At 24.9% G+C, this 26,689-nt stretch carries 29 protein-coding genes; all 29 read left to right on the top strand.

Translation table 11 applies throughout. The features are described from left to right. Positions 1 to 23: 23 nt before the first annotated feature. On the top strand, positions 24 to 386 hold the full coding sequence (locus tag AYC59_RS03725) for a helix-turn-helix domain-containing protein (RefSeq protein ID WP_066895346.1): 363 nt from the start codon (positions 24 to 26) through the stop codon (positions 384 to 386). Between the two features lie 2 nt (positions 387 to 388). Next, a complete protein-coding gene (locus tag AYC59_RS03720; protein WP_066895344.1) occupies positions 389 to 814 on the top strand; it encodes an ImmA/IrrE family metallo-endopeptidase in 426 nt (141 codons plus the stop codon). Positions 815 to 869: 55 nt separating this feature from the next. Beyond that, positions 870 to 1,130, top strand: a complete 261-nt coding sequence (rpmB, locus tag AYC59_RS03715) for a 50S ribosomal protein L28 (protein WP_066895342.1) — start codon at positions 870 to 872, stop codon at positions 1,128 to 1,130. A 95-nt stretch (positions 1,131 to 1,225) separates the two neighbouring features. After that, positions 1,226 to 2,545, top strand: coding sequence for a signal peptidase I (lepB, locus tag AYC59_RS03710; RefSeq protein WP_066895340.1), 1,320 nt, complete (start codon positions 1,226 to 1,228; stop codon positions 2,543 to 2,545). Continuing rightward, a complete protein-coding gene (locus AYC59_RS03705; protein ID WP_066895338.1) occupies positions 2,532 to 2,945 on the top strand; it encodes a GNAT family N-acetyltransferase in 414 nt (137 codons plus the stop codon). Before lepB ends, AYC59_RS03705 begins: the two co-directional genes overlap by 14 nt. 1 nt (position 2,946) lies before the next feature. Next, positions 2,947 to 4,518: a glycoside hydrolase family 57 protein gene (locus tag AYC59_RS03700; protein WP_066895336.1), complete on the top strand. Its 1,572-nt coding sequence runs from the start codon at positions 2,947 to 2,949 to the stop codon at positions 4,516 to 4,518. Between the two features lie 566 nt (positions 4,519 to 5,084). Further along, complete coding sequence (locus AYC59_RS03695; protein ID WP_066895334.1) at positions 5,085 to 5,606, top strand: OmpA family protein; 522 nt, start codon at positions 5,085 to 5,087, stop codon at positions 5,604 to 5,606. A 10-nt stretch (positions 5,607 to 5,616) separates the two neighbouring features. Then, on the top strand, positions 5,617 to 6,093 hold the full coding sequence (locus AYC59_RS03690; protein WP_066895332.1) for a hypothetical protein: 477 nt from the start codon (positions 5,617 to 5,619) through the stop codon (positions 6,091 to 6,093). A gap of 38 nt (positions 6,094 to 6,131) precedes the next feature. Further along, positions 6,132 to 6,305: a hypothetical protein gene (locus AYC59_RS08145; RefSeq protein WP_245620629.1), complete on the top strand. Its 174-nt coding sequence runs from the start codon at positions 6,132 to 6,134 to the stop codon at positions 6,303 to 6,305. 2 nt (positions 6,306 to 6,307) lie between these two features. After that, positions 6,308 to 7,159: a hypothetical protein gene (locus tag AYC59_RS03685; RefSeq protein WP_066895330.1), complete on the top strand. Its 852-nt coding sequence runs from the start codon at positions 6,308 to 6,310 to the stop codon at positions 7,157 to 7,159. Position 7,160: 1 nt separating this feature from the next. Further along, complete coding sequence (locus AYC59_RS03680) at positions 7,161 to 7,403, top strand: VirB3 family type IV secretion system protein (protein ID WP_066895328.1); 243 nt, start codon at positions 7,161 to 7,163, stop codon at positions 7,401 to 7,403. 9 nt (positions 7,404 to 7,412) lie between these two features. Continuing rightward, positions 7,413 to 9,986, top strand: a complete 2,574-nt coding sequence (locus AYC59_RS03675; RefSeq protein WP_066895326.1) for a VirB4 family type IV secretion/conjugal transfer ATPase — start codon at positions 7,413 to 7,415, stop codon at positions 9,984 to 9,986. Positions 9,987 to 10,013: 27 nt separating this feature from the next. Continuing rightward, entirely contained in the window at positions 10,014 to 10,814 is an 801-nt protein-coding gene (locus AYC59_RS03670; RefSeq protein ID WP_066895324.1) for a PBECR4 domain-containing protein, read from the top strand. Between the two features lie 280 nt (positions 10,815 to 11,094). Then, positions 11,095 to 12,243: a hypothetical protein gene (locus AYC59_RS03665; protein ID WP_066895322.1), complete on the top strand. Its 1,149-nt coding sequence runs from the start codon at positions 11,095 to 11,097 to the stop codon at positions 12,241 to 12,243. Between the two features lie 9 nt (positions 12,244 to 12,252). After that, positions 12,253 to 13,863 (top strand): type IV secretion system protein, encoded by a 1,611-nt coding sequence (locus AYC59_RS03660; RefSeq protein WP_066895321.1) that lies wholly within the window; start codon positions 12,253 to 12,255, stop codon positions 13,861 to 13,863. Positions 13,864 to 13,930: 67 nt separating this feature from the next. Beyond that, positions 13,931 to 14,221, top strand: a complete 291-nt coding sequence (locus tag AYC59_RS03655) for a hypothetical protein (RefSeq protein ID WP_066895319.1) — start codon at positions 13,931 to 13,933, stop codon at positions 14,219 to 14,221. A 12-nt stretch (positions 14,222 to 14,233) separates the two neighbouring features. Then, positions 14,234 to 14,779 carry a hypothetical protein gene (locus tag AYC59_RS03650; protein ID WP_066895317.1) on the top strand — a complete coding sequence of 182 codons (546 nt, stop codon included), beginning with the start codon at positions 14,234 to 14,236 and terminating at the stop codon, positions 14,777 to 14,779. A 95-nt stretch (positions 14,780 to 14,874) separates the two neighbouring features. Next, on the top strand, positions 14,875 to 15,648 hold the full coding sequence (locus tag AYC59_RS03645) for a Fic family protein (protein WP_066895314.1): 774 nt from the start codon (positions 14,875 to 14,877) through the stop codon (positions 15,646 to 15,648). Between the two features lie 323 nt (positions 15,649 to 15,971). Beyond that, positions 15,972 to 17,300: a transglycosylase SLT domain-containing protein gene (locus AYC59_RS03640; RefSeq protein WP_066895312.1), complete on the top strand. Its 1,329-nt coding sequence runs from the start codon at positions 15,972 to 15,974 to the stop codon at positions 17,298 to 17,300. 36 nt (positions 17,301 to 17,336) lie between these two features. Next, positions 17,337 to 17,588, top strand: coding sequence for a hypothetical protein (locus AYC59_RS03635; RefSeq protein WP_066895310.1), 252 nt, complete (start codon positions 17,337 to 17,339; stop codon positions 17,586 to 17,588). A gap of 10 nt (positions 17,589 to 17,598) precedes the next feature. Beyond that, positions 17,599 to 18,153: a S26 family signal peptidase gene (locus tag AYC59_RS03630; protein ID WP_066895308.1), complete on the top strand. Its 555-nt coding sequence runs from the start codon at positions 17,599 to 17,601 to the stop codon at positions 18,151 to 18,153. Then, positions 18,125 to 18,370 carry a conjugal transfer protein TraD gene (traD, locus tag AYC59_RS03625; RefSeq protein WP_066895306.1) on the top strand — a complete coding sequence of 82 codons (246 nt, stop codon included), beginning with the start codon at positions 18,125 to 18,127 and terminating at the stop codon, positions 18,368 to 18,370. The genes AYC59_RS03630 and traD overlap by 29 nt, the downstream gene beginning before the upstream one ends. Beyond that, the gene (locus AYC59_RS03620; RefSeq protein WP_066895304.1) at positions 18,363 to 18,785 is read left to right on the top strand and encodes a hypothetical protein; all 423 of its coding nucleotides are present in this window, start codon (positions 18,363 to 18,365) and stop codon (positions 18,783 to 18,785) included. The genes traD and AYC59_RS03620 overlap by 8 nt, the downstream gene beginning before the upstream one ends. Before the next feature lie 449 nt (positions 18,786 to 19,234). Then, positions 19,235 to 20,266, top strand: coding sequence for a zincin-like metallopeptidase domain-containing protein (locus tag AYC59_RS03615; protein WP_066895302.1), 1,032 nt, complete (start codon positions 19,235 to 19,237; stop codon positions 20,264 to 20,266). A gap of 96 nt (positions 20,267 to 20,362) precedes the next feature. Further along, positions 20,363 to 20,926, top strand: coding sequence for a C40 family peptidase (locus AYC59_RS03610; RefSeq protein WP_066895300.1), 564 nt, complete (start codon positions 20,363 to 20,365; stop codon positions 20,924 to 20,926). Between the two features lies 1 nt (position 20,927). Beyond that, entirely contained in the window at positions 20,928 to 22,898 is a 1,971-nt protein-coding gene (locus AYC59_RS03605) for a toprim domain-containing protein (RefSeq protein ID WP_066895298.1), read from the top strand. Between the two features lie 101 nt (positions 22,899 to 22,999). Next, positions 23,000 to 25,099 carry a DNA topoisomerase III gene (gene topB / locus AYC59_RS03600; protein ID WP_082752656.1) on the top strand — a complete coding sequence of 700 codons (2,100 nt, stop codon included), beginning with the start codon at positions 23,000 to 23,002 and terminating at the stop codon, positions 25,097 to 25,099. Positions 25,100 to 25,410: 311 nt separating this feature from the next. Beyond that, the gene (locus AYC59_RS03595) at positions 25,411 to 26,175 is read left to right on the top strand and encodes a Fic family protein (protein ID WP_066895296.1); all 765 of its coding nucleotides are present in this window, start codon (positions 25,411 to 25,413) and stop codon (positions 26,173 to 26,175) included. Between the two features lie 95 nt (positions 26,176 to 26,270). Next, a complete protein-coding gene (locus tag AYC59_RS03590) occupies positions 26,271 to 26,669 on the top strand; it encodes a hypothetical protein (protein WP_066895294.1) in 399 nt (132 codons plus the stop codon). Positions 26,670 to 26,689 lie beyond the last annotated feature (20 nt).

Raw genomic sequence — 26,689 nt, 5'->3', positions numbered from 1 at the left:
ATAATACTGAATTTGGAGGAAATATGGAATTAGGTCAAACCCTTAAAATTGCAAGGGAAAGAAAAGGATACTCACTTAGAGAAGTTGAAGCTAAGTTGAATGAAAGAGGTGTTAGCTATGCACACACTAATATTAAAAGAATAGAAGATGATGAAAATACTAAAGCACCTATAAAAGTTTTAGCTACTTTATCTGAAGTTTATGGATTAGATAAGATAAATATATTAAATTTAGCAGGGGCTAATATAGAAGAAAAAGCTGAATATGATGATGTTGTTAAAAAGAGTGCTTTATTCTTTAATAATGAAAATGTTTCTGAAGAGGATAAAAAGAAATTATTAGAAGTTTTAAGCGAAATGTTTTATGAAGCTAAATTTGGTAAATAATTATGAAAGAAATAAAAGAAATAGTTGATGATATTGTGGATACTTATAGAACTCGTGATCCTCATATTATTGCTAAAAAATATGGAATTAATATTATGTATAAAGAAATGGGAGAAATTAGAGGATTTTTTAGAGAAATAGATGGGAAATCTTTTATAGCATTAAATGAAAATTTAAGTGAATTTATGACTAAAATGGTTTTAGCTCATGAGTTAGGACATTATTTTTTACATAAAGATCATTATGACGAATTAATAGATATTAGAGACAATTTTCTAGGATATGCAAGTAGAATGGAAAAAGAAGCGAATAAGTTTGCGGCTTATCTAATAATTGATAAAGAAAATCTTCAAAATTTTGATTTTGAAATGGAAGAAGAATATGAGAAAAAAATTTTCCAAAATTTGTCAAGTTTAATACTTGAATAATTATAGAAACTGTGATATAATTTAAATCTAGAAAAGTGAACTAGGAGGTGTAGACATGCAAGTATGTGAAGTATTTGGAAAAAAAGTAGGTCACGGTAACTTAGTGAGTCACTCAAATAGAGCAACTAAGAGAATCTGGAGACCAAATTTACAAACTATGAAATTAATAATTGACGGTCAAGAAGTTAAAGTTAGAGTAAGCACAAAAGCTATGAAAACATTAAAAGGTAAAAATGAAGATCAAGTTAAAAAGATTTTACTTGAAAATAAAGATAATTTAAGTGCTAGACTTTCAAAAATATTATTTTCTAACTAAGAAATAGTGAATCACCTTTTATACTAAGGTTTCACTGTAAAAGGTGTTGAATTTTAACACCTCTTTTTTATAAATTATAAAAAATGGGAGGATATATGAGTTTTATAATAAATATATTAATATATATAATTACTGGAATTATGTTGTTTTCATATTTTATTAAAGAAAAATACGTAGTTTCAAAAATTGATTTATTGGCAGATAAATTTACTGAAAAAACTAATTTGTCAAAGGGAGATATAAAGAGTAATAAAGTAATATATGCAATTAGTTTAATGACTATCTTAATTTTAGGAGTACTTGCAACTAAAGTTGATTTTACAGTTGATAATATCCTTCCTTTAAAAAATTATATAATGTTACCAATACTTATCATGAACTTTATTGTTTATGGTATGATATTTTTTGATAAAAATATCTATCATTTAAATATAATTGTTAATTTAATAGCTTTAGTTTTTGCTAAATCTATGTTTGGCGTAGATGACACATATTTTTTTAGAATATGTTTATTATCAATAATATTTTCTTTATTATTAATGATACATGATAGAAGAGAAATTAATATTAAATTTAGAAAAATATTTAATTCAATTTATTTAGTAATATTAGTTTTAATAATCCAAACTTATTACTTTGGTAATTATGTTATACCTACAGGATCTATGGAAAAAACTATACTAGTAGGAGATAGAATATTTTCAAATAATATGATATATAAATTTAGTTCGCCTAAAGTAGGAGATATAATATCATTTAGAGAACCTTTGGATAATTCAACACTTTATACTAAAAGGATAACAGGATCATCAGGTCAGACATTTAAAATAGATGAAAATACAGAACATATATTTTTAGATGGAGTAGATTCTAATTTAGGAAGAAGATATTCAGTTTTAGGTTTAGTTCAAATGTTTGGAAATCCTGAAGTATATATACCTAAAAAAGGAGATAAAGTTAAAATATCAAGTATTGTTGCGCTTGATATGGAAAGTGGTAAACCTAGTTTATTAACAACTCAAGACTTTTTATCAAAAAATATAGATACTAGTGTTTATAAATATATTTTCGGTATATTTAATTCAAAAACACCTGATCAAATACCATCTTTAGCAAAAGATGCTAATTTAATAAAATATAGATATAGTTATGTAATGGCTGTAGAGGGTCAGGAAAATAAACTAGTATTACCTATTTTAGATTTCAAATATGATAGTAAATTAATGACAAGATTATTAAATGGTGAAGAAATTACTTTATCTGATAATTACTATATGGCTATGGGAGATAATACGGATAATAGTAATGATTCTAGATTCTTTGGATATGTAAAAGAGTCTAGAATTGCAGGTAAGTTATTAGTTAGATGGTATCCTTTTAATAGATTTGGAAAAATTAAAGATGAAACAAATTAATGAAGAAATAGTAAAACAAATATTGAGTATGCACAATTTATATTTTCTAGATAAAAAAAAATATTTAGATTTTTATCACATTTTTGAAAATTCGAGGTATAATATAGATGTAATATGGGAAGAAAATAAAATTGTTGCATATTCTATTATATACAATGCAATTGATTGCTATGAACTTTTTGAGATAGTTGTTGATGAAAACTATAGAAATAAAGGTTATGCTAATAAATTAATTGATAAATTACCTAGTGATATGGATATTTTTTTGGAAGTTTCTGAAAATAATATAAATGCTATAAAGTTATATAAAAAAAATAATTTTATAGAACTAGCTAGAAGAAAAAAATATTATTTAGATAATAGTGATGCAATAGTTATGAGAAGATTTGGGAGTGATTAAAGTGAATGGTTATTTAAGTATAGTGTTACATGCACATTTGCCTTATGTTAGGCATCCTGAGTATGAAGAATTTTTAGAAGAAGACTGGTTATATGAGGCTATTACTGAAACATATATTCCTCTTTTAAAAATGTTTGAAAATCTTACAAGAGATAGAGTTAAGTTTAATATAACTATGACAATTTCTGGGACTTTATCTAATATGTTACAAGATGAATTGTTGCAGAATAGATATTTGAATCACATGAATAAAATGGTTGAATTTTGTTCTTTAGAGTTAGAAAGACTACAAAATGATCCAGAAATGTTAGAAGTTGCTAAACATAATTATCAAGTATATACGAGTGCAAGAGATTACTATATTTATCATAACAAAGATTTAATCAAGAGATTTAGATATTATCAAGATCTTGGATGCCTTGAAATTATACCGGTTACAGCTACTCATGGTATGCTGCCTATGATGAAAGATTATCCAAATGCAGTAAAAGCACAAGTTAAAATGGCAAAACTTGACTATATAAATAGTTTTGGACGTGAACCAAAAGGAATTTGGCTTGCAGAGTGTGCATACTATAAAGGACAAGATTCATACCTTAAAGATGAAGGTATAAGATATTTTTTAGTTGATGCTCACGGAATTAAAAATGCTAATCCAAGACCAGTTTATGGAGTTTATTCTCCAGTTTATACAAATAATGGAGTTGCAGCTTTTGCAAGAGATTTAGAATCATCAGAACAAGTTTGGTCATCTGAAGTTGGATATCCAGGTGATGGGTCTTATAGAGAATTTCATAAAGATGCTGGATATGAATTAGATTATGAATATATTAAACCATTTTTACATAGTGATGGTGTAAGAAGAAATATGGGTATTAAGTATCATGCTATAACAGATAAAAAAGGAGATTACAAAAAAATATATAATCCAACCGAAGCAAGAAACAAAGCTATATCTCATGCGTATAATTTTGTATACAATCGTAGCTTACAATTAGACTATTTATCTAAAAAAATGAAATATAGAAAACCTATAATAGTATCACCTTATGATGCTGAACTTTATGGACATTGGTGGTATGAGGGTCCTATATTCTTAGAATATATATTTAGAGCTATACAAGAATCTAATTTTGAAAGTATAACACCTAGTCAGTATTTAGATAAATATAAGGTTAATCAAGTTGTAGATGTTAGTATGTCAAGTTGGGGAGCAAATGGTTATTATGACGTTTGGGTAGATGATTCAAATGACTATATTTACAGACATTTACACAAAGCAGCAGAAAAAATGATAGAACTTTCTCAATATGAACCTAGAAATGAAATAGAATATAGAGCATTAAATCAAGCAGCACGTGAATTGTTTATGGCTCAAACATCTTGTTGGCCATTCATTATGTTTACAAAAACTATGGTTGGATATGCTCAAAAGAAGGTTAGTGATCATATTTATAGATTATTTAAAATATATGAAGATTTCAAAAATGGTACTATAGATGAAGAATGGTTATCTGAAATTGAAGGAAGAGACAATATATTTAGAAACATAGATTATAGGGTATATAGATAATATTGGTATTAAAATTATTTTAATAATAAAAATATTTGATTATTAAAAAGAGTAGAAAATTAGAAATTAAATAATATAATGTCTACTCTTTTTAAATTTCGAAAATAATTTATAAAATAATAGATAATATTTTTATTGACTTGTTAAATAAACATCTTCTATACTTAGTTAATAAAATAAGAGGTGTATTTATGAAAAAAATATTGATATTATATATGACTTTAATAGTTTTTGTAGTTTCCTGTTCTTCTGTTAGTAATAAAATAATATAAAGTGTTAATATACGACTAAGAAGAAGTATGAGATCTGCGATGTTGTGCCATCGTACCCAGAGCTAAGGGGTCAGAAATATTAGTTATAGTTAGGTTTTCTAACCAGCACAATATCGTTTAGGCTTATCGATATTTCCTAGTAGTGGAAATCCGAATGGGTAGTATTAATTGAAAAATTAATATCTGTAGCTATTAAAAGTCATTTTAAAATTATAATTAGTCAAGACTAGAGTAAAATCTGGTCTTTTTTGTTTTACAAAAATAATTAAAAAATCAAAAATAAAGGAGAAAAATATGAAAAAAATAATAACAATATTAACAATAGGATTTATTACATTATCATGTAATTCAGCACCAAAAACACAACCAACTAATATTATTAGAATGGATTTAGATGATGGCACAAAAATTGAAAAACTTGAACAAGAAACAGGAGCTATAAAAGCATATTTAATAAAAATAATTGATAGATTAACTGATCTAGAAGATTTAAAGAAAAATGTAAATAAAAGAGAAGTTGTAACTATAAATGGATATATTAAAGGATCATATGAATTGTCTGATTTAATGAAAAAAACTATAGATTCTAAATTAGATATTATGAAAGATAAAGAAGTAGAAGTTATAGGATATGCAGATCTGGAAGGTAATAACAATTTAAATTTAACTTTAGGATTGAATAGAGCTAACGGTGTTAAAGACTATCTAGCATCAAAAGGAATTAAAGTTAAATATGTGAAATCTAATGGATTTAATTCTATAGTATCAGTTAAAGAAAATAATTTAAATAGAAGGGTTGAAATAATAATAAGATAGGTGAATAAATATGGAAAATAAAAAAATGAAATCAAGAGATGTAGTAGTATTAAATAGAAATGTAATGATAGAGATTTTAGCTATAAATATAAATAGAATTTTTTCATTAACTAAAGTTGAAAATATTGAAAAATATAGTTCAAATAATAAATTGAAATTTATGGCTCATATGCTTAAAAATGATTTTGAAAAAGGAATTTATTTGTCAGAACAAGATATTGAAAATAATGATCTAACTATTAAAATGGTGGAAGTTAAAGGTGAAATGAAAAAAGCATTGCCTGTAATCACAGAATATTTTAAAGTTGTTGATGAAGAAACTGGTAAATTAAGTTATAGATATTATAATCAATATAATATAGATCAAATTGAAGAAAAAGATGCAGTATATAATTTAGCTGAAGATTTGGGATTAATAAGTAATGAAAGAAAAAAATATAATCTAAGAAAAGATAATCTTGAAAATTTCTTTGTAGAAAAAAATTAGATAAATTAAATAGAATATTATTTATAGGACTTATTAAAATGATAACTGGTAAAGAAATAGGATTAAATTATAAATATGATCTGGAAGATAAAAATTACTTAGTAAATTTAGCACATGAAAATCCTGAATATATTGTTGAAGCATTTAGGAAAACAGACGCTTTAGTTAAAGAATATTTAGAAAATAATGAATTAGTAAAAGAAGAGGAATAATTATGAAAAAAATACTTACTTTATTTACAGCTTTTTTATTTCTTATTTCATGTACTACAACAAATCAAGTTAAAGTTAAATATGAAAAAGAAACTTATGTAAATGCTGTTGAAATTCAAAATAATAAGATTGAGAAACTAGAACTAAAAGATAAATTTGATCTAAGTAATGGTGAAATAAATGTATATTTTGTTGATAAATTAGATATAAAAAATGTACCTGTATTGACTTTAGATATTGATTATGAAAAAGGTAAAGCAGATTCAATAATAGTAAAAGAAATTAATGGTAAATCTATATTATTAGATTTTAAAGATAATAAAAAGTTAAATACGATAAATAAAAAAATTATATTTATGATGGCTAATAAAAAATATGAAAATTTAAATATTAAATTAAAAGATGAAAATAAAATAATTGATAATACATTATTTGAAATCAAAAAAGAAATTAAGGGTGAATATGTATTCTTCTTATTAGAACCTTTATTTTTAGATGAAGACACATATATTTCAAAAGAATCAAGTGAAATAGAAATAGAACCAAGTATTTCTTTTTATGAAGAAAATATTTTAGGAGAATATAATGTTAAGCAAGTAATAAATGATCAAGAATATAATCAGTATTTTACTATTTTAACCAAAGGAGATTTATTCAAAGGATATGCTGAACCTGGTTCAATAATAACATTAGAACTTGATAATAAAGAAAAAATTAAAACTATATCTGATATTAATGGTAAGTGGTCTACATATATTCCTAAAAAATATAAAGGTAATGTTAAATTTATTCAAGAAATAGAAAAGAATGGAATTAAGTATATCTCAGAACCTATTACTAGAAAGGTAGGATAATATGGATAAAATACCTGTATATAAGAGTTTATTAGATAATAAAACAACCATGGGAGTTCCAACAATAATTTTCCCATATTTAGGATTATTTTTTGTAATTCTTTATTTAATACTAGGGACTGCACTTGTAATAATACCTACTGCATTAATATTTATTATGCTAAAAATAGCATCAAGAAAAGATAGTAGATTTTTATCTATATATTTTACAAATTTAAATAACCCGCAATGGTTGGGATTTTAGGAGAAAAGAATGAAAAAAAATATTTTAAAAAATTACAAAAATTCATATAAATTCTATATTCCATATGAAATGTTATTAAATGATGGAATAGTATTAAATAAAAATAGTGGTTTTCAAGCTACATTTAAAATAAGATTTAAAGATCTAAATTATTTAGGTCAAAATGAAATAACACAAATAATGAATCAATTAAATAATGCATATAAGAGATTACCAGATGGATATTCATTCCATTGGGATGTTATTAGAAGTAAGAGTGATAAGTATCCTAAAAAGGATTTAACAGATAAACCTATCCCGACTCAAATAATAGATATTATGAGAGAAGATTCTGTTAAAAATGGTACATTTTATATAACAGAGTTATATTTAACTATTACATATTTAATGCAAACTGAAACAACAGATAAATTAGATGAATTAATGGAGAAATTCAAATCATTTTTACCTGGTAAAAAAATAAAGACAAATACAGAAGAAAAGAGTGTTCTATTGAAAAAATTTAATGAAGAATTGAAAGAATTCAAAGATACTGTAGATCTATTTATATCTCAATTATATTCAGTAACAGAAGATATAAAAAAACTTGAAAATGATGAATTATTAGGTTATCTATATTCTGCAGTAAACTTAGAAAAATTAGAAAAAATAAGAACACCTAAAAATAACTATATTATGCTAGATGAATTGTTGTCTAACTCAACAATTACTAATGGAGAAAACTTTAAGATGAATGAAGATTATGTAAAAGTAATCACAATAAATGCTTTTCCAGATGCAGTTATGCCAAGGGTTTTTGATGCTTTAGAAAATTTTGATTTTGAATATAGATATGTAACAAGATTTATAATGCTTGAAAGAGAAGAAGCACTTAAAATGCTAAGAGACTTTCAACTATACTTCAATGCTAAAACTAAAACGTTCTTTCAATGGCTTGTTGAAGCTGCAACACAAAAAGAAATTACTAAAGTTGATACAACAGCAGTTAATAATGTAGATGAATCAACATTAGCTGAAGAAGAACTAAAAACGGGTAATTTGGCTTATGGGTATTATACATTTAGTTTTATTATTAAAGATAAAAATTTAGAAAATTTAGATAAAAAAGTTCAAGAGGTAAAAAAAGCATTAGCATTTTATGATTTTGTTGGGAATGAAGATAAATATAATAGATTTGATACATTAATAGGATCTTTACCTGGAAATATTACTAATAATATCAGACGAATGCCAATGAATACATATTTATTATCAGCTTTAGCTCCTATGAGTTCTCTATATACTGGTCATAGATATAATAAATATTTAAAAGATATTGCATTATTTACTACTAAAACGGAAAAAGAATTATTCTATTTTAATATTCATAACGGTGATATAGGTCATACTTTAATAGTAGGTCCATCAGGTGCTGGTAAATCTTTTCTATTAGGTATGATAGCTTCTAATTTTATGAAGTACGATTGGCAAAAACCTAAATTTGAAGATTATATAAATGAAAATGGAAAAAGAATGGAAAAAATTACTGGATATGAAAAGAAGAATTCTCAAGTATTTTTCTTTGACAAAGATAGCTCAAGTAAAGTTCTTACAATCACTTCTGGTGGGAAATTTTATGATTTAGGAAATAATGAGGTTGCATTTCAACCATTAAAAGATATTCATATAGAAAGTGAAAAAGAATGGGCGTTGGGATGGATATTATCTATTTTAGAACAAGAAGGAATTCCATCAAATGCTATGAATAGAAATCTTGTTTGGGAAGCTCTAAAGTCCTTAAGTAATGCACCACGTGAGTTAAGAACGTTATCAAATTTAAGTTCTACTATACAATCCCACGAAATTAGAAATGCTTTAAGTATTTATTGTGGGGAGAATGCTTATGGACAATATTTTGATAATAATATTGATGATATGTCAGATTCAAATATAATAACTTTTGAAATGGGTAATGTTATTAAAACTAAGAAAGTTGTTGCACCATTGTTAGATTATGTATTTCATAGAATTGAAAAAGAAAAGTTAGATGGTACACCAACTTGTATAGTGCTTGATGAGTGTTGGTTATTCTTAAATAATGATAAAATGAGAGCTAAAATCGTAGATTGGTTGAAAACTTTAAGAAAGAAAAATACATCAATCGTACTTGCTACTCAATCTTTGATGGATATTAAGAACTCTCCTATATTTGCAGATATTATGGATAACTGTCAGACTAAAATATTCCTACCAAATAAAATGGCGTTGTCAACCTGGTTAGATTTATATAAAGATTTCAATTTAAGTGAGGTTGAAATTCAAGAAATTAATGATGGAGTTGCAAAACAAGATTATTTTATAAAAACTAATGATGGATCAAGATTATTTGAACTAAGTCCAACTAGAACTGAGATTGCATATATTGGATCATCACTTGCTAATGATTTAACTAAAATAACTGAAATTCGTGATAAAGTTGAAAATATGCTTTTAAATGATAAAGATAAAGTTAAATTAATTAATAAAGAATGGATTGACTATAAGAGAAAAGAGGGATTAAGTATTTCAGAAGTTATGAAATATAAAGAATTGTTATTTAGGTAGAAAAGGTAATGAAAGGAGGAGAAAGTATTGGATGGTAAAAATCAAACTTATGAAATACAGGATTTAATAGAATATTTTAGAAGTTATCGAAATAAATTTATAACCATTAAAGGTGAAACTAAAGAATTTAATTTAGTATTGTATAAAGGAACTTTTGTCCATTTAATGGGATTGCAATATATGCAAAAAAATACAAATGTTAGAGGAGTTGCTAATAAATCAGTAGATGATATAGTTAAAAATAATTTGTCTGATCAAGAAATAATAAAAAGAGTATATAGATTACATCCAAATAAAATTGAAAATTTTGTAGATAAAATTGAGAATATAAAATATATATTTGAAAATTTAGAAAATAGTAAAATAGTAGAAAGAACTAGGTATACTGATGATATGAAAGTTAAAAGTAACTATCTAATTGTTAAAACCAAAGACAATAAATATTTAAATTTAGGAATCGTTGATTCTGGATTTGAAGAAAATAGTTTTTTTGAAACATTTCTTATATCTAATAATGAAAAATATTATGAAGATTCTGAAATAGAAGAAAATATTGAAAGTATATGGATAGAAGGAGAAGAGATTAAACCATTTTCATTTAATAAGGAAAGATGTGAAAAATTACAAGCTATATATATATTAGATAAAGAAAATTTTGATTATCAGAAATCAATTGATTTTATTGAGAAAGATTATAAAATTGAAAAAATAATAAATAATAAATTAAATCAAATTGATATGGATTTAGAAGAAAAATATAAAAAAGAAGAAAATTTTTTTGGGGGTTGGAATAATAGAAAGAAATCTAATGAAGAATTAGAAAGATAGAATAATGAAAATTGAATAATTGTCTTGACTAAGATAATAAAAAATGATACCATTTATTTAGGAAATATGAGACCTGTCCAGTTGTGCCTGCACACCCAACCGAGGGGTCAGAAATATCGGATATCATAGCACACTAACGTTTAGACTTGTTCGTTAGATCCTGAACATTGGGTTCCGTATGGTAAAAAATGTTAAAAGTCACTTTTTTAAGTAATTAGTCAAGACTAGAATAATTCTAGTCTTTTTGTTTTATAAAAAATTTATTTAGGAGGAAATTTATATGAAAAAAATATTAGGAATATTAAGTATATTAGTTGTTGGTAATTTAGGATTTTCTGAAGATATTGATAAAAGTATGTTTACATTAGAAACAGAAACAAATACTACAAGTACAACAACTGCTAATAATGAAAATAATAGTAATGAAAAAGTAGTTTCTAAAGAAGATGAAGCATATAAAAAATATGAAGAAATGTTAAGAAGGTCTGATGAGATTGAAAAAGCGGGGGCATATAAAATCACAAATGATATTAGAACTCAAGCTACTGAAGAATATATGAAAGCATCTGGAATGAGTAATTTTAATAAAAGAAATATAGGAGCTATATCAAAAAACTTTGATTTTGATGCTATGTTAAAAGGTGTAGATGATATATATAATGTATTAGATAAAGGAAGTGAGATTACTTTTAATACAGTAGCTGCTGCATCTGATGCATTAACGTCAGCATTATCAATTGCTGGAGCATTTCCTACAATGGCAGGAGCGGGCGTTATAGGTAGTAATATACAATCTATTTTAAGTAGAATTTTAGCTGTTAAAAATAGGGTGGATCAATTAAAAGAATATAAAAGAAGATTAGATTCTGTCAGATCTTTAGGGAAGGAAGATTTATTAACTTTATCAGGAATAAATAATACTTTAAAAACATTAGATGGTCTTGTAAAAACTGGAGTAGATATTGGTGATGCTAGTGAAGATTTTTCTAAAAAATTAGAAAAAGCAGATCTTACAACTGCTGAAGGGTGGGATCTGTTACTTAATACAGATAGAGATATATTAGCTACTAATAAAGATGTGTTAAATAAAATATCTGGAAAAGAAAATAAAAAAATTAGAGAAGTTATTGAAAAAGCTAAAAAGACATTATTAAATATTAATCCTAAAAATGAAAATCAAAACTTACAATATTTAAGAGAACAAATGAATATATTAATTTCTCTTACCGAGCAAATGATAAGTAATGATTCATTAACTGCAAGTGCAATGCTCGTTAAAGAGAATAAAGAAAAAGAAGAACAAATTGCGGCAAAAGAAACTCAAAAAGCAGAAGCTGTGAAAATTGCAAGTGCTATTGAGAATAATAAGAAAGAGACAGAGAAAATGAAATTAAGTAATCGTTTTGTAGGATCTGTTACAGGAAAGTAGGTGTAAGCTATGATAAATCAGTTTATACAAGTTTTTGCGACTTTGTTAAATGATGGTTTAAGTAATTTAGCAGTAATTGTTCTAGTAATATTAAGTCTTATGGCTGGTATAGATTTTGTAATAGCATATATTTTTGAATATTCTGATAATTTTTCAAATATTATGAAAACCTTTTTCAATAAAATTATTAGATACGGAATATTTATAGTTATTGCTAAATCTTATCCACTAATTATTGATGAGATAACTAAACTAATGTTCAATATAGGATATTTATTTTTCCCAGATGGTAAAGTACAAAGTGGAACAGTAGGATTCCCTGATTTTGATGGAATTTATAAAACTTTATTAGGTGGCGTATTAAAACTTGAACAAGAAAGAAATTCTCTTGGTTATACAGAAATTGGTAAGCAATTAGTTTATTTAATATTGATGATTTTAGCAATATTATGTATTTTCCTTATAATCAAAGAAATTATAGTATCATATGTTGAATTTAGATTAGTTTCAGCAATAGGAGTGATATTACTACCATTTAATGTATTAGAATTTACTAAATCTACAGGTGGTAAGTTATGGAATGCTTTATTTAATGCTGGTGCAAGAATAATGATAGCAGTATCCTTAACAGGTATATGTTTAAAATTATTAGAAACAAATATATATAGTGGTAGTGATGGGGGAGAATTATCAATAGGAAATGGTATTGCTTGGATATTTATGATGGGATTATGTGCATATTTAATAAGTTGCTCAAAGGAATTATCATCAATGCTTGTAAATGGTACAGGATCAAGTAATACAAGTGCATTTGGTACAGCATTAGGAATGGCAGTAAATACAGCAACTGGTGCTGTAGGTGGTGCTGTTGTTGGAGCTAGTGCTATGAAAGGGGCTATAAATCAAGGTAAAAGTGCTGCTGCTGGTGGTAAAGGTATAGGTGGAGTACTTAAAGCTATGAGAAAAGGTGCTAAGGATGGTGCTAGTGTAGCAAGAAATACTAGAATGGCTAAAATTGGTAAAAAAGTATCAGGTGGACTTAAAAATACGGTTTCTTATGGAACAGGACAAAAAAGTTTATCTAATTTAGCAGGTGATATTTGGAGAGGAACTGGTGGTCTTGCGGGAGAACAATTAATGCATGATGGAGATAAAGTTCAAAGAGATAAAGAAAATATGAATATTGATAGATTAGAAAATGATAAGGTTGAAAACTATCTGGGATTTGAAAGATTTAGAGAAGCTATAGATAGAACTAAAGCTGAAATGAAAGATGATAGTAAAGAATCTCTTGCAGATCTTCCTAAATCTAAAGCAGAAAGATATACTAAAGCAATTAAATCATTTATGAAGAATTATAGATCTAGTGATGTGAAAGAAGCTGCATTAAGTAGGGCTACTAATAAGATGAAGACTAACTATAATGTTAAAAAAACAAGAGAAGGTTATGAAATGGCACGTAAGAATTCTAAAATAAGTGGTAAAAAAGAATTTGAATATGGGGGAGAAACTAGAAAAGTTAGTGATAGATGGAATGATAATATTGGAAAACAAATACTAGATAATATTAAAAATAGAGATGGGAATAGAGATGGAAATACTTATAAAAAAGATGAATAAACATTGTAAAAATCCTATTTTTATGGTATAATATTCATATATAAAAGATACATGAAAGTGAGTTTTTATGAGTGATATTTATAGTGTTGAATCAGATGCAATGTCAGCTAGAAATGCAGCTGCAGAAGCAAATATATCAATTAAATGTTTAGAATGGGATTTTGAAGAATTCAGAACTAATACTAAAGCCGAAGTATATAAATTAAGAGATGTTAATAAATTGCTTAAACAAGAGATAGATGATATTGTAAATGAGAATATTGAGTTGAAAAATAAGGTTGAAAAACTTGAGAAAATGATGGAAAATTTAATTAAAAATTTAGATAATAAAAAGTCAAAAGATTATTTAGAGTTATAAGGGGAGAAGAAAATGAAAAAATTTGTATTATTAATCTGTATTATGTTTTCAGCATTTACTTTTGCTGCTGTAAATTATGATAGTTTTCTTGGAGATTGGGTATCGTTTTATAGTGTATATAAAATTACAAAAGAAAAGGATGAGTACTATTTAACTGAAATTGTAATGGACGAAAATTATTTAAAACAAAAGGATATATTAGATTATATAAATCATGTCTCAGTATTAAATGAAAATATGAAATTATGGGAAAAGCCTAAAGTTAAATTATTAAAATCAAATGATAGTTTAAATTTCATTAATTTATTAAATGTTAAGGGAACATTAAAATTAGGTAAATACGATTCTTCAGAAGATTGGTTTGATTTTAGGAATAAAGCATGGTCTGATGATATAGAAGATGGATATCCAGTTATAAGGGGAACTATTAAATCAAAAAATGGAAATCAAAATATTGTAGCTAGAAAAATGACAAATGATGATAAAAAAAATATATTTTCTAAAATAATTAAAAAATTATCTGAAAGTGAAACAAAAAAAATTAAGTATTTTAAGTAATAATTAGCCACTCTATAGAAAATATAGGGTGGTATTTTTTTAAAAATAGAGTATAATAGTACTTAAGAATAATATAGAGATGACAAGGAGAAAAAATGAAAAAGTTAGAATTATATAGAGAGTTTTTGAAAAGTAAAAGACCAATAGATGAAATGGTTTTAAAAAAAATAGAAGAAAATTTAAAAGCTAAATTCATATATAATAGTAATGGAATAGAAGGAAATACACTAAGTTTGATGGAAACAAATTTAATAATCGAACATGGCGTAACAATAAAAGGAAAATCTCTAAAAGAACATTTAGAAGTAAAAGGACAAGAGTATGCTTTAAACTTCTTGTCAGAAGTTATGAAAGAAAAAGAAAAAATATCTTTGAGAATGATGCGAGAATTTAATAGCTTAGTAATGGTTAATGGTGGTGGAACATTTAAAAAAGTACCAAATGAAATAGTAGGGGCTAATTTTAAAACCTCTCCACCTAATTTAGTAGAAGAACACTTAAGTAAGTTAATAGAAGATTTTTATAACAGTAATGAAGATATAATAAAAAAAGTAGCAATATTTCATGCAGATTTTGAAAAAATTCATCCTTTTCCTGATGGAAATGGTAGAACTGGAAGACTTTTAATGAATTTGGAACTAATGAAAGAAGGGTTTCCTATAACAATAATAAAAAAAGAAGATAGAGAAGATTATTATAATGCTTTAGAAAAAGCCCATTCAAATGATGAATATGAAGATATAATAAGTTTTATAGAGAACAATGTAGAAAAATCATTTGAATTTTATTTTGAACATATTACAAATAATTGGGAACAAGAAATTAGATATATTGAAAAAGAAAAGAAAAAAGATGATTTTGAACGTTAATTAAGTATAAAATTTAAAGTATAAAAATATTATAAAAACTTGCTTTTTATGTATAAAAAAGGTATAATATTAGTGTAATAGAGATTGCAATGAATATATTGATTATCAAATATTAATAGAGTAGATTTATTAATATAATAAGTTAGCTGGCTTATTTATGATAACTATATATTTGTATAAACTGAATATCATAATGTGTTATTTTCTCACATTAAAAAAAGAAGAATAAAGATCTGTGATTAGGTTCACACTAAGAGACTTTATGCAAGGCAGTGCCTTGTGTAAGGTCTTTTTTTTTGCAAATTTTTTGAAAGGAGAAAAGAATGAAAAAAATTTTTATTTTTATTATATGTATATTCTCTATTTTTTCTTTTGCAGAAGAAGATATAGGAAAAATTAGTGATATGATAGCAATAGTTAATCCAGCAGAGAAAAGATTAGCAAAGGCTATAAAAGATGCTTCTGAAAAATCTGGAATTCCTTCAGAAGTACTTGTTGCAAAGTTTACCAATGAATCAGGTTTTGGGAAAAAATTAGATAATAGTTTAGGTTATGTTGGAATAGGACAGATGGGTGCTGCTGCTTTTGAAACAGGTCTACGTGAAATGGGATATAGTAAAGAAACTGCACATAGATTAGCAAATCAATATAATACAAGAAAAGATAATAAAGAATTAGGAATATTGGCTGCTGCTGGATATTTAAAATATCACCTTGATAGAAGTAATGGTCAAATGGGAGCAGCATTATCTAAATATGCAGGTGGTGCAGGGACTTATAATGCAATGAATACTCCTGTAGATGAAACAGGTAGACATTATTATTGGACTAGAAAAAATGGAAAGAGAGTAAAAGAATATTTATCAAATGAAAGAGAAAAAGAACAAGCAAGCGATTTATATAAAATGAATTTGAGAGCAAATATTCTTAAAAAAATTAAAGAAGGAAAACCTTTAACTGCTGCTGATAAAAAAATATTAACAGGTGGTATTCCTAATGTTCCAATAAATTCATATTATTCTTCATTAAATGCATTAAATAAGGGAATATCTGGTAAAACTCCTGATTTTTCACCTATAGATGATGAATATGGAACATATAATCAAAAAGCAGCTAACTATTTAGCTGATATTAATTATGATTGGGATGGATTTGCTACAATGCTTGCTGGATTTGTAAATGAAGGGTTAGCAAAACTTAAAACAACAGCAATAGTATTATTATCACTTTGTACATTAATACAGCTTACACTTGATATGGCTCATGGAATGGCTAATGTAAATATTAAAGCTATAATGACTACTTTATTTAAAAAATTATTATCATTCAGTTTTTATTTAGTAATTATTAATAAAATAATGGATGGTTCTCTATTACAATTATCTGAAGATATTGCTTATGGTGTAGTTACAGCATTAACTAAAACACCTGGAGTACAGAATATAGGTAACCTATGGACTGTTAAAGAAGGAATTACTGGTGTCATCTGGAATGATTTTAAATCATTGTGGGGATGGTCATCTATAATGCCTTCAGAATTTGGACATGATTTAGTATTTTCAATAATTTATTTATTTATGATAGCAATAGTAAATTTAGCAATTTTTATGATGATGGCAAATCTATTTAAAGCATTAATATCATTCCAATGAGTTTTAGGGTTATCACAAATATTATTACCATTTGGAATGATTGAATATACAAAAGGATATTATAGCATTGGAAAAGTATTAAGTCTAACACTTAATTTTATAGTAAAACTTATATCAATAAATGTTATTGCAGTAATTATAATGCGAATGTTCCAGGAGAATAATGATTTATTTAATTTTGCTAATATTACAAGTGTTACAGATTTAATAAATGGTAACGGAATGATAGCAGTTATATTAATTTTAATAGTATATGAATTATTTACAAAAATAGAAGTGAGTTTTTAGGAGTTAAATTATGACTAATAAATTAAAAAGAAGATTAGATATATCATTTTTTGTATTCATCATATCTTTTATATTTTTGATGTTTCAAATAAAAGTAAATATATCAGAGTCTAGTCCACCAGGTATATATTTAGCAAATAGATTTTCAAAAAAATTTAATGTAGGTGACTATATTGTATATAAATCACCAAAAAATTATGAAAAATATGCAGATGAAAATTTAAGAGGATTAGATACAATTAAAAAAGTTTATGCAAAGCAAGGAGATGTAATTTATAGATCAAATAATGAAATATATATTAATAACAATAAAACAGTTAATATCGTTTTTACAAAGATACCAAGTATTTTAACATCAGGAGTTATAGCTAAAGGTGATTATTTAACACTATCAGATAAAAATACATCACTTGATGGTAGATATTATGGAACTATAAATGAAAAAGATATTAAGTATAAAGCATATTTGATTTATAGATTTAAGAAAAATGAGAAAAAAGAAGTTAATAGAAAAATTGATTTTGGAACATTCAAGTTTGAAGAGATTAGAAAAGGTAAGAACTAGAAAAGAAAGAGCTAGTCATTTAATAAAATTAGGAATTATATTTGAACTTTTAGGAATAGATGAAGAAGATCATGAGGTATTGTTAGGGTTTTTATTAAGTTATTTATCTATAAAAGCAGATGAGAAAGAAAAATATAAAAAAATGGGGATATTATTTAAAGAAAAAAGAATAGATATATTGAGAAATAGAAATAAAGGAGAAATTAATAATGAGTAAAGTTAGAAGTTTAGAAGATGCAGATATTATAGAAAAAGCTGAATTTAGTGAAAGTATTTTAGGGAAAAATCTTGAAGAAATTAGTTTAGATCAAGAAAGAAAAAGAATGCATGTAATTGTTGAGCAATTAGATGATTTGAGAGAAAAAATGGAAAAATCAGGGGCATATAGTCAAGAAGAAATAAGAGAAATAGAAGAAATAAAAGCAATTATGGAAGAAAATATAGAAAATACTAGAGAAATAGAAGAACGTCAAAACTATATTTTGAATCATGAAAGGGAAATTGAGTTAGAGAAAGATTACGATGGAGATGGATTATCCAACAGAGAAGAAATAATGAAAGGTTACGATCCATTTAATTATGATAGCAACAGCAATGGTAAAAGTGATTTAGAAGAAGAGATGGAAAGATAAAAAGAATAGATTACATACAATGAAAATAGAATTCTATCAGAAAAACCAATATCAAAAGATTTTATTGAAAAAGAAAATAATCTATTAAAAGAAAATGATAAAGAAAATACTACATGGAATAGAAAATTTAATGGCAAGGATTATTAAAGATAATATTAAATAAACTTCCAACATAGTGTTTGAAAGTCATATTATTTGAAATGATATTAAAAAAATACAGCCTCTGCCTTATCACGCTCCAATTGCGTAAAGGGAAGTACTGTATCTTTATAATTATTGTAACAGAAAAAAGGGGAAGAATCAATGGTAAATTAAGAATTTTAGACAATATAACAATAAATCAGAAGAAATGACTGATTCTTGTGGAGAATGGAGAAATAGAAGAAAATCAAATGAAATAGAAAGATAACCACTCTATGTTTAATATAGGGTGGTAGAAAGGAATATTTATGAAAGCAATAGAGATTATAAATAAAAATAGAGAAATGTTAGTTTCAAAATTAATTGATAATATAGAAAATTCTGATTATATATGGCAAAGAGAATGGAATTTAGATGGATTAAGTGTAAATAATCCAATAACAGAAACTAAATATCGTGGAATTAATAAATTTCTTTTAGGAATGTACGTTTCTGATAATGAATTAGATGATAATAGATTTATGACATTTAATCAAATTAAAGATAAAGGATACAAATTAAAAGAAGGATCAAAATCTTTACAAGTTGAATATTGGGAATTAAAAGAATATAAAGTTGAAAATTTAGAATTTGATGAAAACTCAAATGAAAATAGTAAGGAAAGTATTAAGAAAGTACCGATAGCAAAATACTATAATGTATTCTCTGCTAAAGATATTGAAGGAATACCTGAATTAGAAAAGAAAGAGTACATAAAAGATGAATATACAGAATTAATAGAAGATATAAAAAAAGCATCTGGAATTGAAATTAAAGAAGCTAGACAAGAAAATGCTTACTATAACGCTAGAGATCATTATATTGTTATGCCACCAAGAGAGAATTTCAATAATGAAAAAGCATATTTAGATACCTTATTACATGAAATATCTCACTCAACAAGTAAAGATTTAAATAGAGAAGTAACTGGAAATAATAAAGATTCTAAATATGCAAAAGAAGAATTAATAGCTGAATTAGCTAAAATTCAAATAGAAGCTGAATTAGGAATTGATTTAAGAGAAGATAATGTAACATATAAAAATACACAAGCATATATTCAAGGTTGGAGTAAAGCATTACCTGAAAAAGAAAAAACATATATATTTAGTGAAGTTATTAAAGAATCAGGTAAAGCAGCTGATTTATTTATAGATAAATATCTTGAATATATGAAAATTAAAAATATTGATTTGGAAAAAGAAGATGGAGATAAACTATATAAAGAGGAGTTATATATGCATAGTAAAGCTAATAGCTCTTGGAATAATAAAAGGAAAGATACTGAAATGGAAAGATAGCTATTCTATACAATATATAGATTGGTACAAAGTACCATAAATAAATAATTTTAGCCACTATATATTAAACATAGAGTGGCAGAAAGAGAGTTTTTTATGAAGAAGTTACTAATAATATTTATATTAGGGTATATAAATTTTTCTTCAGGAATTGAATTCAAAACTAGAAATAACAATTTTAGAAATAATGAAAAAACAATAAAAGAAAAGATTGCTGAAGAAATAGAAATCAGAAAAGAAATAGAAAAAGATATAAATAAAAATACTAGTTCTAAAAATAATAATATAAAAAAAATAATAATACTTAAAAAAGCTAAAAATCTGTTAGGGAAAAAATATGTTTGGGGGGCAAAAGTAGGAGATTATAACAATTTTGATTGTTCATCATTTGTTAAAGCCTTATATAAAGAAGTAGGTATAAATTTACCTAGAGTATCAAGAGATCAATCAAAAATAGGGCAGAAAATATCATTAAATAATCTCGAAACAGGAGATTTAATATTTTTTCATACATTAGGAAATTATGTTAGCCATGTTGGTATATATATAGGGAATAATAAGTTTATGCACGCTTCTAGTAAAGCGGGTAAAACAATTGTAAGTGATTTTTCTGGATATTATAGAGAGAAAGCAGTTTTTGGAACAAGGTTAGGGATATAGTATGCAAGAACAAGAAGTATATAACACTAATAGGAAAAATATAAATTTAAAAGATTTTTTGGAATATTTAGGATATGATGTTATTCCTCATGGTAGAGGAAGACATAAACTTAGAGAACATGATAGTTTAATAATACAAGGTAGTAGATTTTTTTGGAATTCTAAAAATTTAAATGGTAACTATTTTGAGTTATTAAAAGCATTAGAAGGTTACGATAAAGAGCAAATATTTGATATAACTCAAAATTTTTTAGACGATATTTATGAAGAAAAATACATACCTAGTGAAAATATTAAAGCCATAGATAAAGAACAAAATAAAGAAAGATATCAACCAGCAAAGTATAAAAAAAATGAAAAAATTTTTGAATATTTAGTTGATAAAAGAAAAATTAATAGAAATATAGTAGAAGGTCTTATAAACAGTGATTTAATTTATATGGATAATTTTAATAATATAAATTTTTATATTAAAGATAAAAATGGTAATAAATTAAAAGATGAGAATGGATATTATGCAACAGATGTAGTAGGGACTGGTATTAAATTTAAAAGAAATACATCAACTCATTATGGATTTAATATGTCTACAAATAAAAATGATGAAAATATTGAAAAACTATATATATTTGAATCTACAATAGATATGCTATCTTTTGTTGACTTGAAAAATAGTATAGAAAATGTATCCTGGGATAAAAATATTAGATTGTTATCATTATCTGGACTACGAAAAGATATATTAGAAAATTATTTGGACGATAATATAAAAAATTTATATGTATGTCTAGATAATGATGAAGCAGGAGAAAATACATTTAATAAAATTAAAGAAAATTATTCAAATGTCAAAATTCATAGATTAAGGTCTTTTAATAAAGATTGGAATGAAGATTTACAAAATTTAAATAAAAATATTGATGTAGATAAAATAAAAAACAATTTTAAAGGAGAGATTAATATGTCAAAAAAGAATAAAAAAGAAGTTGAAAATGAAGTAGTAGAAAATGAAGTTGGAGTAAATGTTGAGGAAAATATTGAAGTTGAAAAAAAGAGTACAATACAAGTTATTGCAGAAGCTAAAGAAAAATTAATAGATAAAATGATCTCTAATATTAATGAAGGTAAAATTTGGGATGAAAACAGTAGTATTAAAGTTTTTACTCCAACAAATGCTTTAACTGGTAGAGAATATGAGGGGTTTAACAGATTTGCTATTGCAATGTATTTAACTGAAAGTAAAATAATAGATAATAGAATTTTAACTCAATCACAGATTAAAGCAAATGATCTGTATGTTGTTAAAGGAAGTGAAAATGCTAAGGTAAGTTATAAAGATAATGATAATAATAAATTATCTTATAGAAATATTTATAGTGTTACAAAAGTATATGCACATGATAAAGAAAATGATATTAAAAATTCATTTGTTAATACTTTGCGTGATAAAAAAGAGGTTAAAGATATTATTGAAGATATAAAAAAAGCATCGGGAATTAAAGTTTTTGAAAATAGTTCTGATAAAGCATTTTATTCAAGCAAGGATAATTATATTTCAATACCTAATATGGAAAATTGTAAGAATGAAAATGAATATTTAGATAATTTATTACATGCAACAATTAGATCAAGTGCAAAAGAATGTAATAGATTTGTAAATAAGGATACTTTTATTAAAGAAGAGCTAATAACTGAGTATTCAAAATTAATTATTGAATCTGAATTAGGAATAGATTTAAGAAAAGATTCAACAACTTTTGAAAAGAATAAAGAAAATATACAAGAATGGATTTCAAATATTGATAAGGATTTAGTAAATAGAGTTATGGGAAGTGTGATGATAGAATCAAGTAAAGCAGCTGAATATGTAATAGATAAATATAAAGAAGTAGTTAAAGCTAAAGAAAATACTAATGACATAAAAGAAAGCTCTTGGGATAATAGAAAAAAAGATTCTGAAATGGAAAGATAACCAATATATATTAAGTATAGAGAGGGTGGAATGGTTTATTTATAATACCTTAACCACTCTATACTTTTTATAGTGTGATTAGAAAGGAAAAGTTAAATAATATGAAATTAATAATAGCAGAAAAACCAGAATTAGCAAGAGCCATAGCAGAAGCTATTCCTGGAACAAAAAATAAAAAAGATGGATATATAGAAGTAGAAGAATATTGTGTTACGTGGGCAGCGGGTCATTTACTTAAACTATATGATCCACAAGATTATGATGAAAAATATAAAAAATGGGATTTATCAGATTTACCTATTAATTTTGAAAATTGGAAAAAGAAAATTATTGATGGTAAAGGTAAATTAGTGAATAATATAAAAAAATTAATCAAAGATGCAGATGAAGTTATAAATGCTGGTGATCCTGATGATGAGGGTCAACTTTTAATTGATGAAATAATACAATACTTAAACTATAAAGGTAAAGTATCAAGAATACTTATAAATGATAATAATACTGAATCTATAAAGAAAGCATTTACAAAAATTGAATCTAATGAAAAGTATAAGTCATTAGGTGTTGCTGCCGAAGCAAGATCTATAGCAGATTTATTAGTAGGAATTAATTTAACAAGATTTTTTACTTTGTATAATAATACAGGGAATGTATTATCAATTGGTAGAGTACAAACTCCAACACTTGCTATGGTTGTTAATAGAGATAATGAAATAAAAAATCATATTAAAGAAAAATATTATGAACTATTTTTAAATACAAATGTTGAAAATAATGATATAAATTTAAAATACAAACAAGATAAAGATATAGAAAAGGTACTAGATAAATCTATTTTAGAAAATATAATAATCAAATTAGATAATAAAAATGGTAAATTAGAAATTAGTAAAAAAGTGGTTGAAGAATCAACACCTTTACCTTTTAATTTAGCAAATTTACAAATAGAAGCTAATAAAAAGTATGGTTATTCAGCACAAAAAACACAAGATATTACTCAAAGTTTAAGAGAAAAGCATAAAGCAATTACGTATAATAGATCTGATTGTGAATATTTATCTGAAGAACATTTTAAAGAAGCACCCAAACTATTACCGATTGTCATTAAAAACTTAGAGGTAAATATTAAAGTAAATTATAGTGAAGAAAATAAATCAAGAGCATTTAATGATAAAAATATTACGGCACATCATGGTATAATTCCTACTTTAAATGGAGATATTTCATCTTTTAATAAAGAAGAAAAGAATATATATGAATTAATTGCTAAAAGATATGTTATTCAATTTATGACAAAGAAAAAGGTTGAAAAAACTGAAGGAATATTAAATGTTGAAGATAATATATTTAAAGCTACATCTTCTAAAATTTTAGATAAAGGATATTCTGTTATTTATTCTGAAGATAAAGAAGAAAATGATGAAATGACCGGTTTATCAAATATTAAAGAAGGAATATACAATATTGAAACTAAAAAAGAAGATTATAAAATAGAAGAAAGAGAATCACAACCTAAAAAAGCATATACAGAAGCAACTCTTTTAAAGGATATGACAAGTATATCTAAATATGTAAAAGATCCTAAAATAAAGGAAATATTATTGAAGAAGGATAAGGATAAAAAAGGTGAAAGTGGTTCTATAGGGACACCAGCAACAAGGGCATCAATAATTGAAGGATTATTTAAAAAAGGTTACTTAGAATATCAAGGTAAAAATATTAAATCTACAGCACTTGCGATAGAGTATTTAAAAACATTACCTGAAGAACTTAAAGCAGCTGATATGACAGCATTGTGGTATGTTATACAAGAAGATATAAAAGATGGAAAAGTAGGGAAAGAAGCATTAATTAAGTATGTTTTAGATGATATAAATAGAATTATATCAATGGATCATAAAAAAATTGATAATAGTTTCTCGACTAATAAAAATCCTAAAGATTTAAAAGAAGGAGAAGTATTAGAAATTAAAAGTGAAAAAGGTACTTATTATAAAGGTTATTTTGAGGGAAAAGTAAGAAATATACCATCAGAGTATAAATACTTTGATAATATTTTAAAAATAACGAAATCTAAAGCAGAAAAATTATTTAAAGGAAATTTTGTTGAATTTGATTTGAAATATAAAGAAAAAGAGTATAAACAAAAAATGAAATTAGTAATAAATGGAGATTATTTAAACCTTGCAAAAGCCTATTAATAAATGATTTTAACCATTCTATACATTGCATAGAGTGGTTTTTATATACAGAAATTTATGAATTATGGTATAATATATTGAGATGATGATATGAGTAATTATGAACTAACATTAAATAAGGAAATTACAAGAGAAGGTGCATGGGAAATAATTGCAATATAAATAGAAATTAAAAGAAATAATACTTGGCATATAAAAAAATGATAAGGATTTGAAATATAGCCGTTATATATTCTAGATAGAGTGGTGAGAAGTACTATAAATAAATGATTTTAACCATTATATATAAAGTGTATAGAGGTGGAAAGTGAGTGAAAATGTATAAAATAGGTTTTAATAGAGCTATGACTGTAGCAAATAAAATTTTTGATGAGTTAATATATAATGCTTCGTTATCTGAAGGAAATCAAATGACATTTTTAGAAACAGCGAGTACAATATTAGGTATAGCTCCTAAAGGTGTAAGGACGAAAGATATTATACTAGTAGAAAACTTAAAAAATGGTCTAGATTATGTATTAGAAAAAATAAAAGATAATGATTTTTTTTTAGATAAAGACATATTTTGTCATTTAAATAGACTTGTGGCAAATCAAGATAATTGGGATAATTTAGGCGGATTTAGAGAATATGGGATAAAAATAGCGGGTTCTAAGCATACTGGTACTAATCCAAGTGATTTAGATTATGATTTTTTTAAAACGATAAATAAATATTTTAATAGTAATGAAGAAGGCGTAAGAACAATAGAGTTGTTTTTGGATTTATGTAAGAGTCAATATTTTGGAGATGGTAATAAGAGAACTGCTCAAATTTTAATGTGTGGTATATTAATAAAAGAAGGGTATGCTCCTTTTACAGTTAATTTTAAAAATGTAGAGTTAGCTCAAGCACTTATTGATTTTTATGATGATGAAAATAATAAAGAAATTATACTAAATAAATTAATAGATAGGCAGAATGAAACAACAAAACATTTCTTAAAAGAAGATGAGTTAGAAGAATTTTTACAACAAACTACTAAAAATGAAAGTCCTTGGGATAGGAAAAAAGAAAATAAAAATTTTGAAAGATAGCCACCATATATTTTAAATAGAGTGGTGAGAAGTACTATAAATAGATGATTTTAACCACTATATATAAAGTATATAGAGGTGGAAGGTGAGTTTTTATGGGTAAAATAATAGATGCAATATTTATTTTTTTAGGTTGTATTTGGTATATAATTATTTGGGGATTAGGGTTGAAATTTTTATTTTATTTTCACAAATACATATCAGATAATAGTTTTTTAAATTTTATTTTTTATATAGTTGTAATTTTTTGTATATATAAAATTTTAAAACAAATAAAAGAGATTTATTATATTAAAAATATTTTTGAAAAAACTGAAACTATTATTGATAATAATAAAAATTCAGAAAATGAAAATACTCTTCCAAAAGATGATTATAATGAATGGTATGAAAATTTAAAAAGGGAAAGAGAAGAAAAAAATAAAAAGAAAGAATTAGAAAAGGAGAGAGAAAAAATAAGAAATTATAATAATTTTTCTGATAATAATTTTTAAAAAGGGGCTGTTGCAATTCA

This window comes from Pseudostreptobacillus hongkongensis (genome assembly GCF_001559795.1).
GTDB classification, from domain to species: Bacteria; Fusobacteriota; Fusobacteriia; order Fusobacteriales; family Leptotrichiaceae; genus Pseudostreptobacillus; species Pseudostreptobacillus hongkongensis.
Note: the sequence above shows the minus strand (reverse complement) of the source record. Positions and strands in the feature narration are given on the sequence as shown.

Bases quoted from the DNA above. Each gene is read 5' to 3' on its own strand.
- AYC59_RS03725 (WP_066895346.1), top strand. From the start codon at position 24: ATGGAATTAGGTCAAACCCTTAAAATTGCAAGGGAAAGAAAAGGATAC.
- AYC59_RS03720 (WP_066895344.1), top strand. From the start codon at position 389: ATGAAAGAAATAAAAGAAATAGTTGATGATATTGTGGATACTTATAGA.
- rpmB (WP_066895342.1), top strand. From the start codon at position 870: ATGCAAGTATGTGAAGTATTTGGAAAAAAAGTAGGTCACGGTAACTTA.
- lepB (WP_066895340.1), top strand. From the start codon at position 1,226: ATGAGTTTTATAATAAATATATTAATATATATAATTACTGGAATTATG.
- AYC59_RS03705 (WP_066895338.1), top strand. From the start codon at position 2,532: ATGAAACAAATTAATGAAGAAATAGTAAAACAAATATTGAGTATGCAC.
- AYC59_RS03695 (WP_066895334.1), top strand. From the start codon at position 5,085: ATGAAAAAAATAATAACAATATTAACAATAGGATTTATTACATTATCA.
- AYC59_RS03690 (WP_066895332.1), top strand. From the start codon at position 5,617: ATGGAAAATAAAAAAATGAAATCAAGAGATGTAGTAGTATTAAATAGA.
- AYC59_RS08145 (WP_245620629.1), top strand. From the start codon at position 6,132: ATGATAACTGGTAAAGAAATAGGATTAAATTATAAATATGATCTGGAA.
- AYC59_RS03685 (WP_066895330.1), top strand. From the start codon at position 6,308: ATGAAAAAAATACTTACTTTATTTACAGCTTTTTTATTTCTTATTTCA.
- AYC59_RS03680 (WP_066895328.1), top strand. From the start codon at position 7,161: ATGGATAAAATACCTGTATATAAGAGTTTATTAGATAATAAAACAACC.
- AYC59_RS03675 (WP_066895326.1), top strand. From the start codon at position 7,413: ATGAAAAAAAATATTTTAAAAAATTACAAAAATTCATATAAATTCTAT.
- AYC59_RS03665 (WP_066895322.1), top strand. From the start codon at position 11,095: ATGAAAAAAATATTAGGAATATTAAGTATATTAGTTGTTGGTAATTTA.
- AYC59_RS03660 (WP_066895321.1), top strand. From the start codon at position 12,253: ATGATAAATCAGTTTATACAAGTTTTTGCGACTTTGTTAAATGATGGT.
- AYC59_RS03655 (WP_066895319.1), top strand. From the start codon at position 13,931: ATGAGTGATATTTATAGTGTTGAATCAGATGCAATGTCAGCTAGAAAT.
- AYC59_RS03650 (WP_066895317.1), top strand. From the start codon at position 14,234: ATGAAAAAATTTGTATTATTAATCTGTATTATGTTTTCAGCATTTACT.
- AYC59_RS03645 (WP_066895314.1), top strand. From the start codon at position 14,875: ATGAAAAAGTTAGAATTATATAGAGAGTTTTTGAAAAGTAAAAGACCA.
- AYC59_RS03640 (WP_066895312.1), top strand. From the start codon at position 15,972: ATGAAAAAAATTTTTATTTTTATTATATGTATATTCTCTATTTTTTCT.
- AYC59_RS03635 (WP_066895310.1), top strand. From the start codon at position 17,337: ATGATTGAATATACAAAAGGATATTATAGCATTGGAAAAGTATTAAGT.
- AYC59_RS03630 (WP_066895308.1), top strand. From the start codon at position 17,599: ATGACTAATAAATTAAAAAGAAGATTAGATATATCATTTTTTGTATTC.
- AYC59_RS03620 (WP_066895304.1), top strand. From the start codon at position 18,363: ATGAGTAAAGTTAGAAGTTTAGAAGATGCAGATATTATAGAAAAAGCT.
- AYC59_RS03615 (WP_066895302.1), top strand. From the start codon at position 19,235: ATGAAAGCAATAGAGATTATAAATAAAAATAGAGAAATGTTAGTTTCA.
- AYC59_RS03610 (WP_066895300.1), top strand. From the start codon at position 20,363: ATGAAGAAGTTACTAATAATATTTATATTAGGGTATATAAATTTTTCT.
- AYC59_RS03605 (WP_066895298.1), top strand. From the start codon at position 20,928: ATGCAAGAACAAGAAGTATATAACACTAATAGGAAAAATATAAATTTA.
- topB (WP_082752656.1), top strand. From the start codon at position 23,000: ATGAAATTAATAATAGCAGAAAAACCAGAATTAGCAAGAGCCATAGCA.
- AYC59_RS03590 (WP_066895294.1), top strand. From the start codon at position 26,271: ATGGGTAAAATAATAGATGCAATATTTATTTTTTTAGGTTGTATTTGG.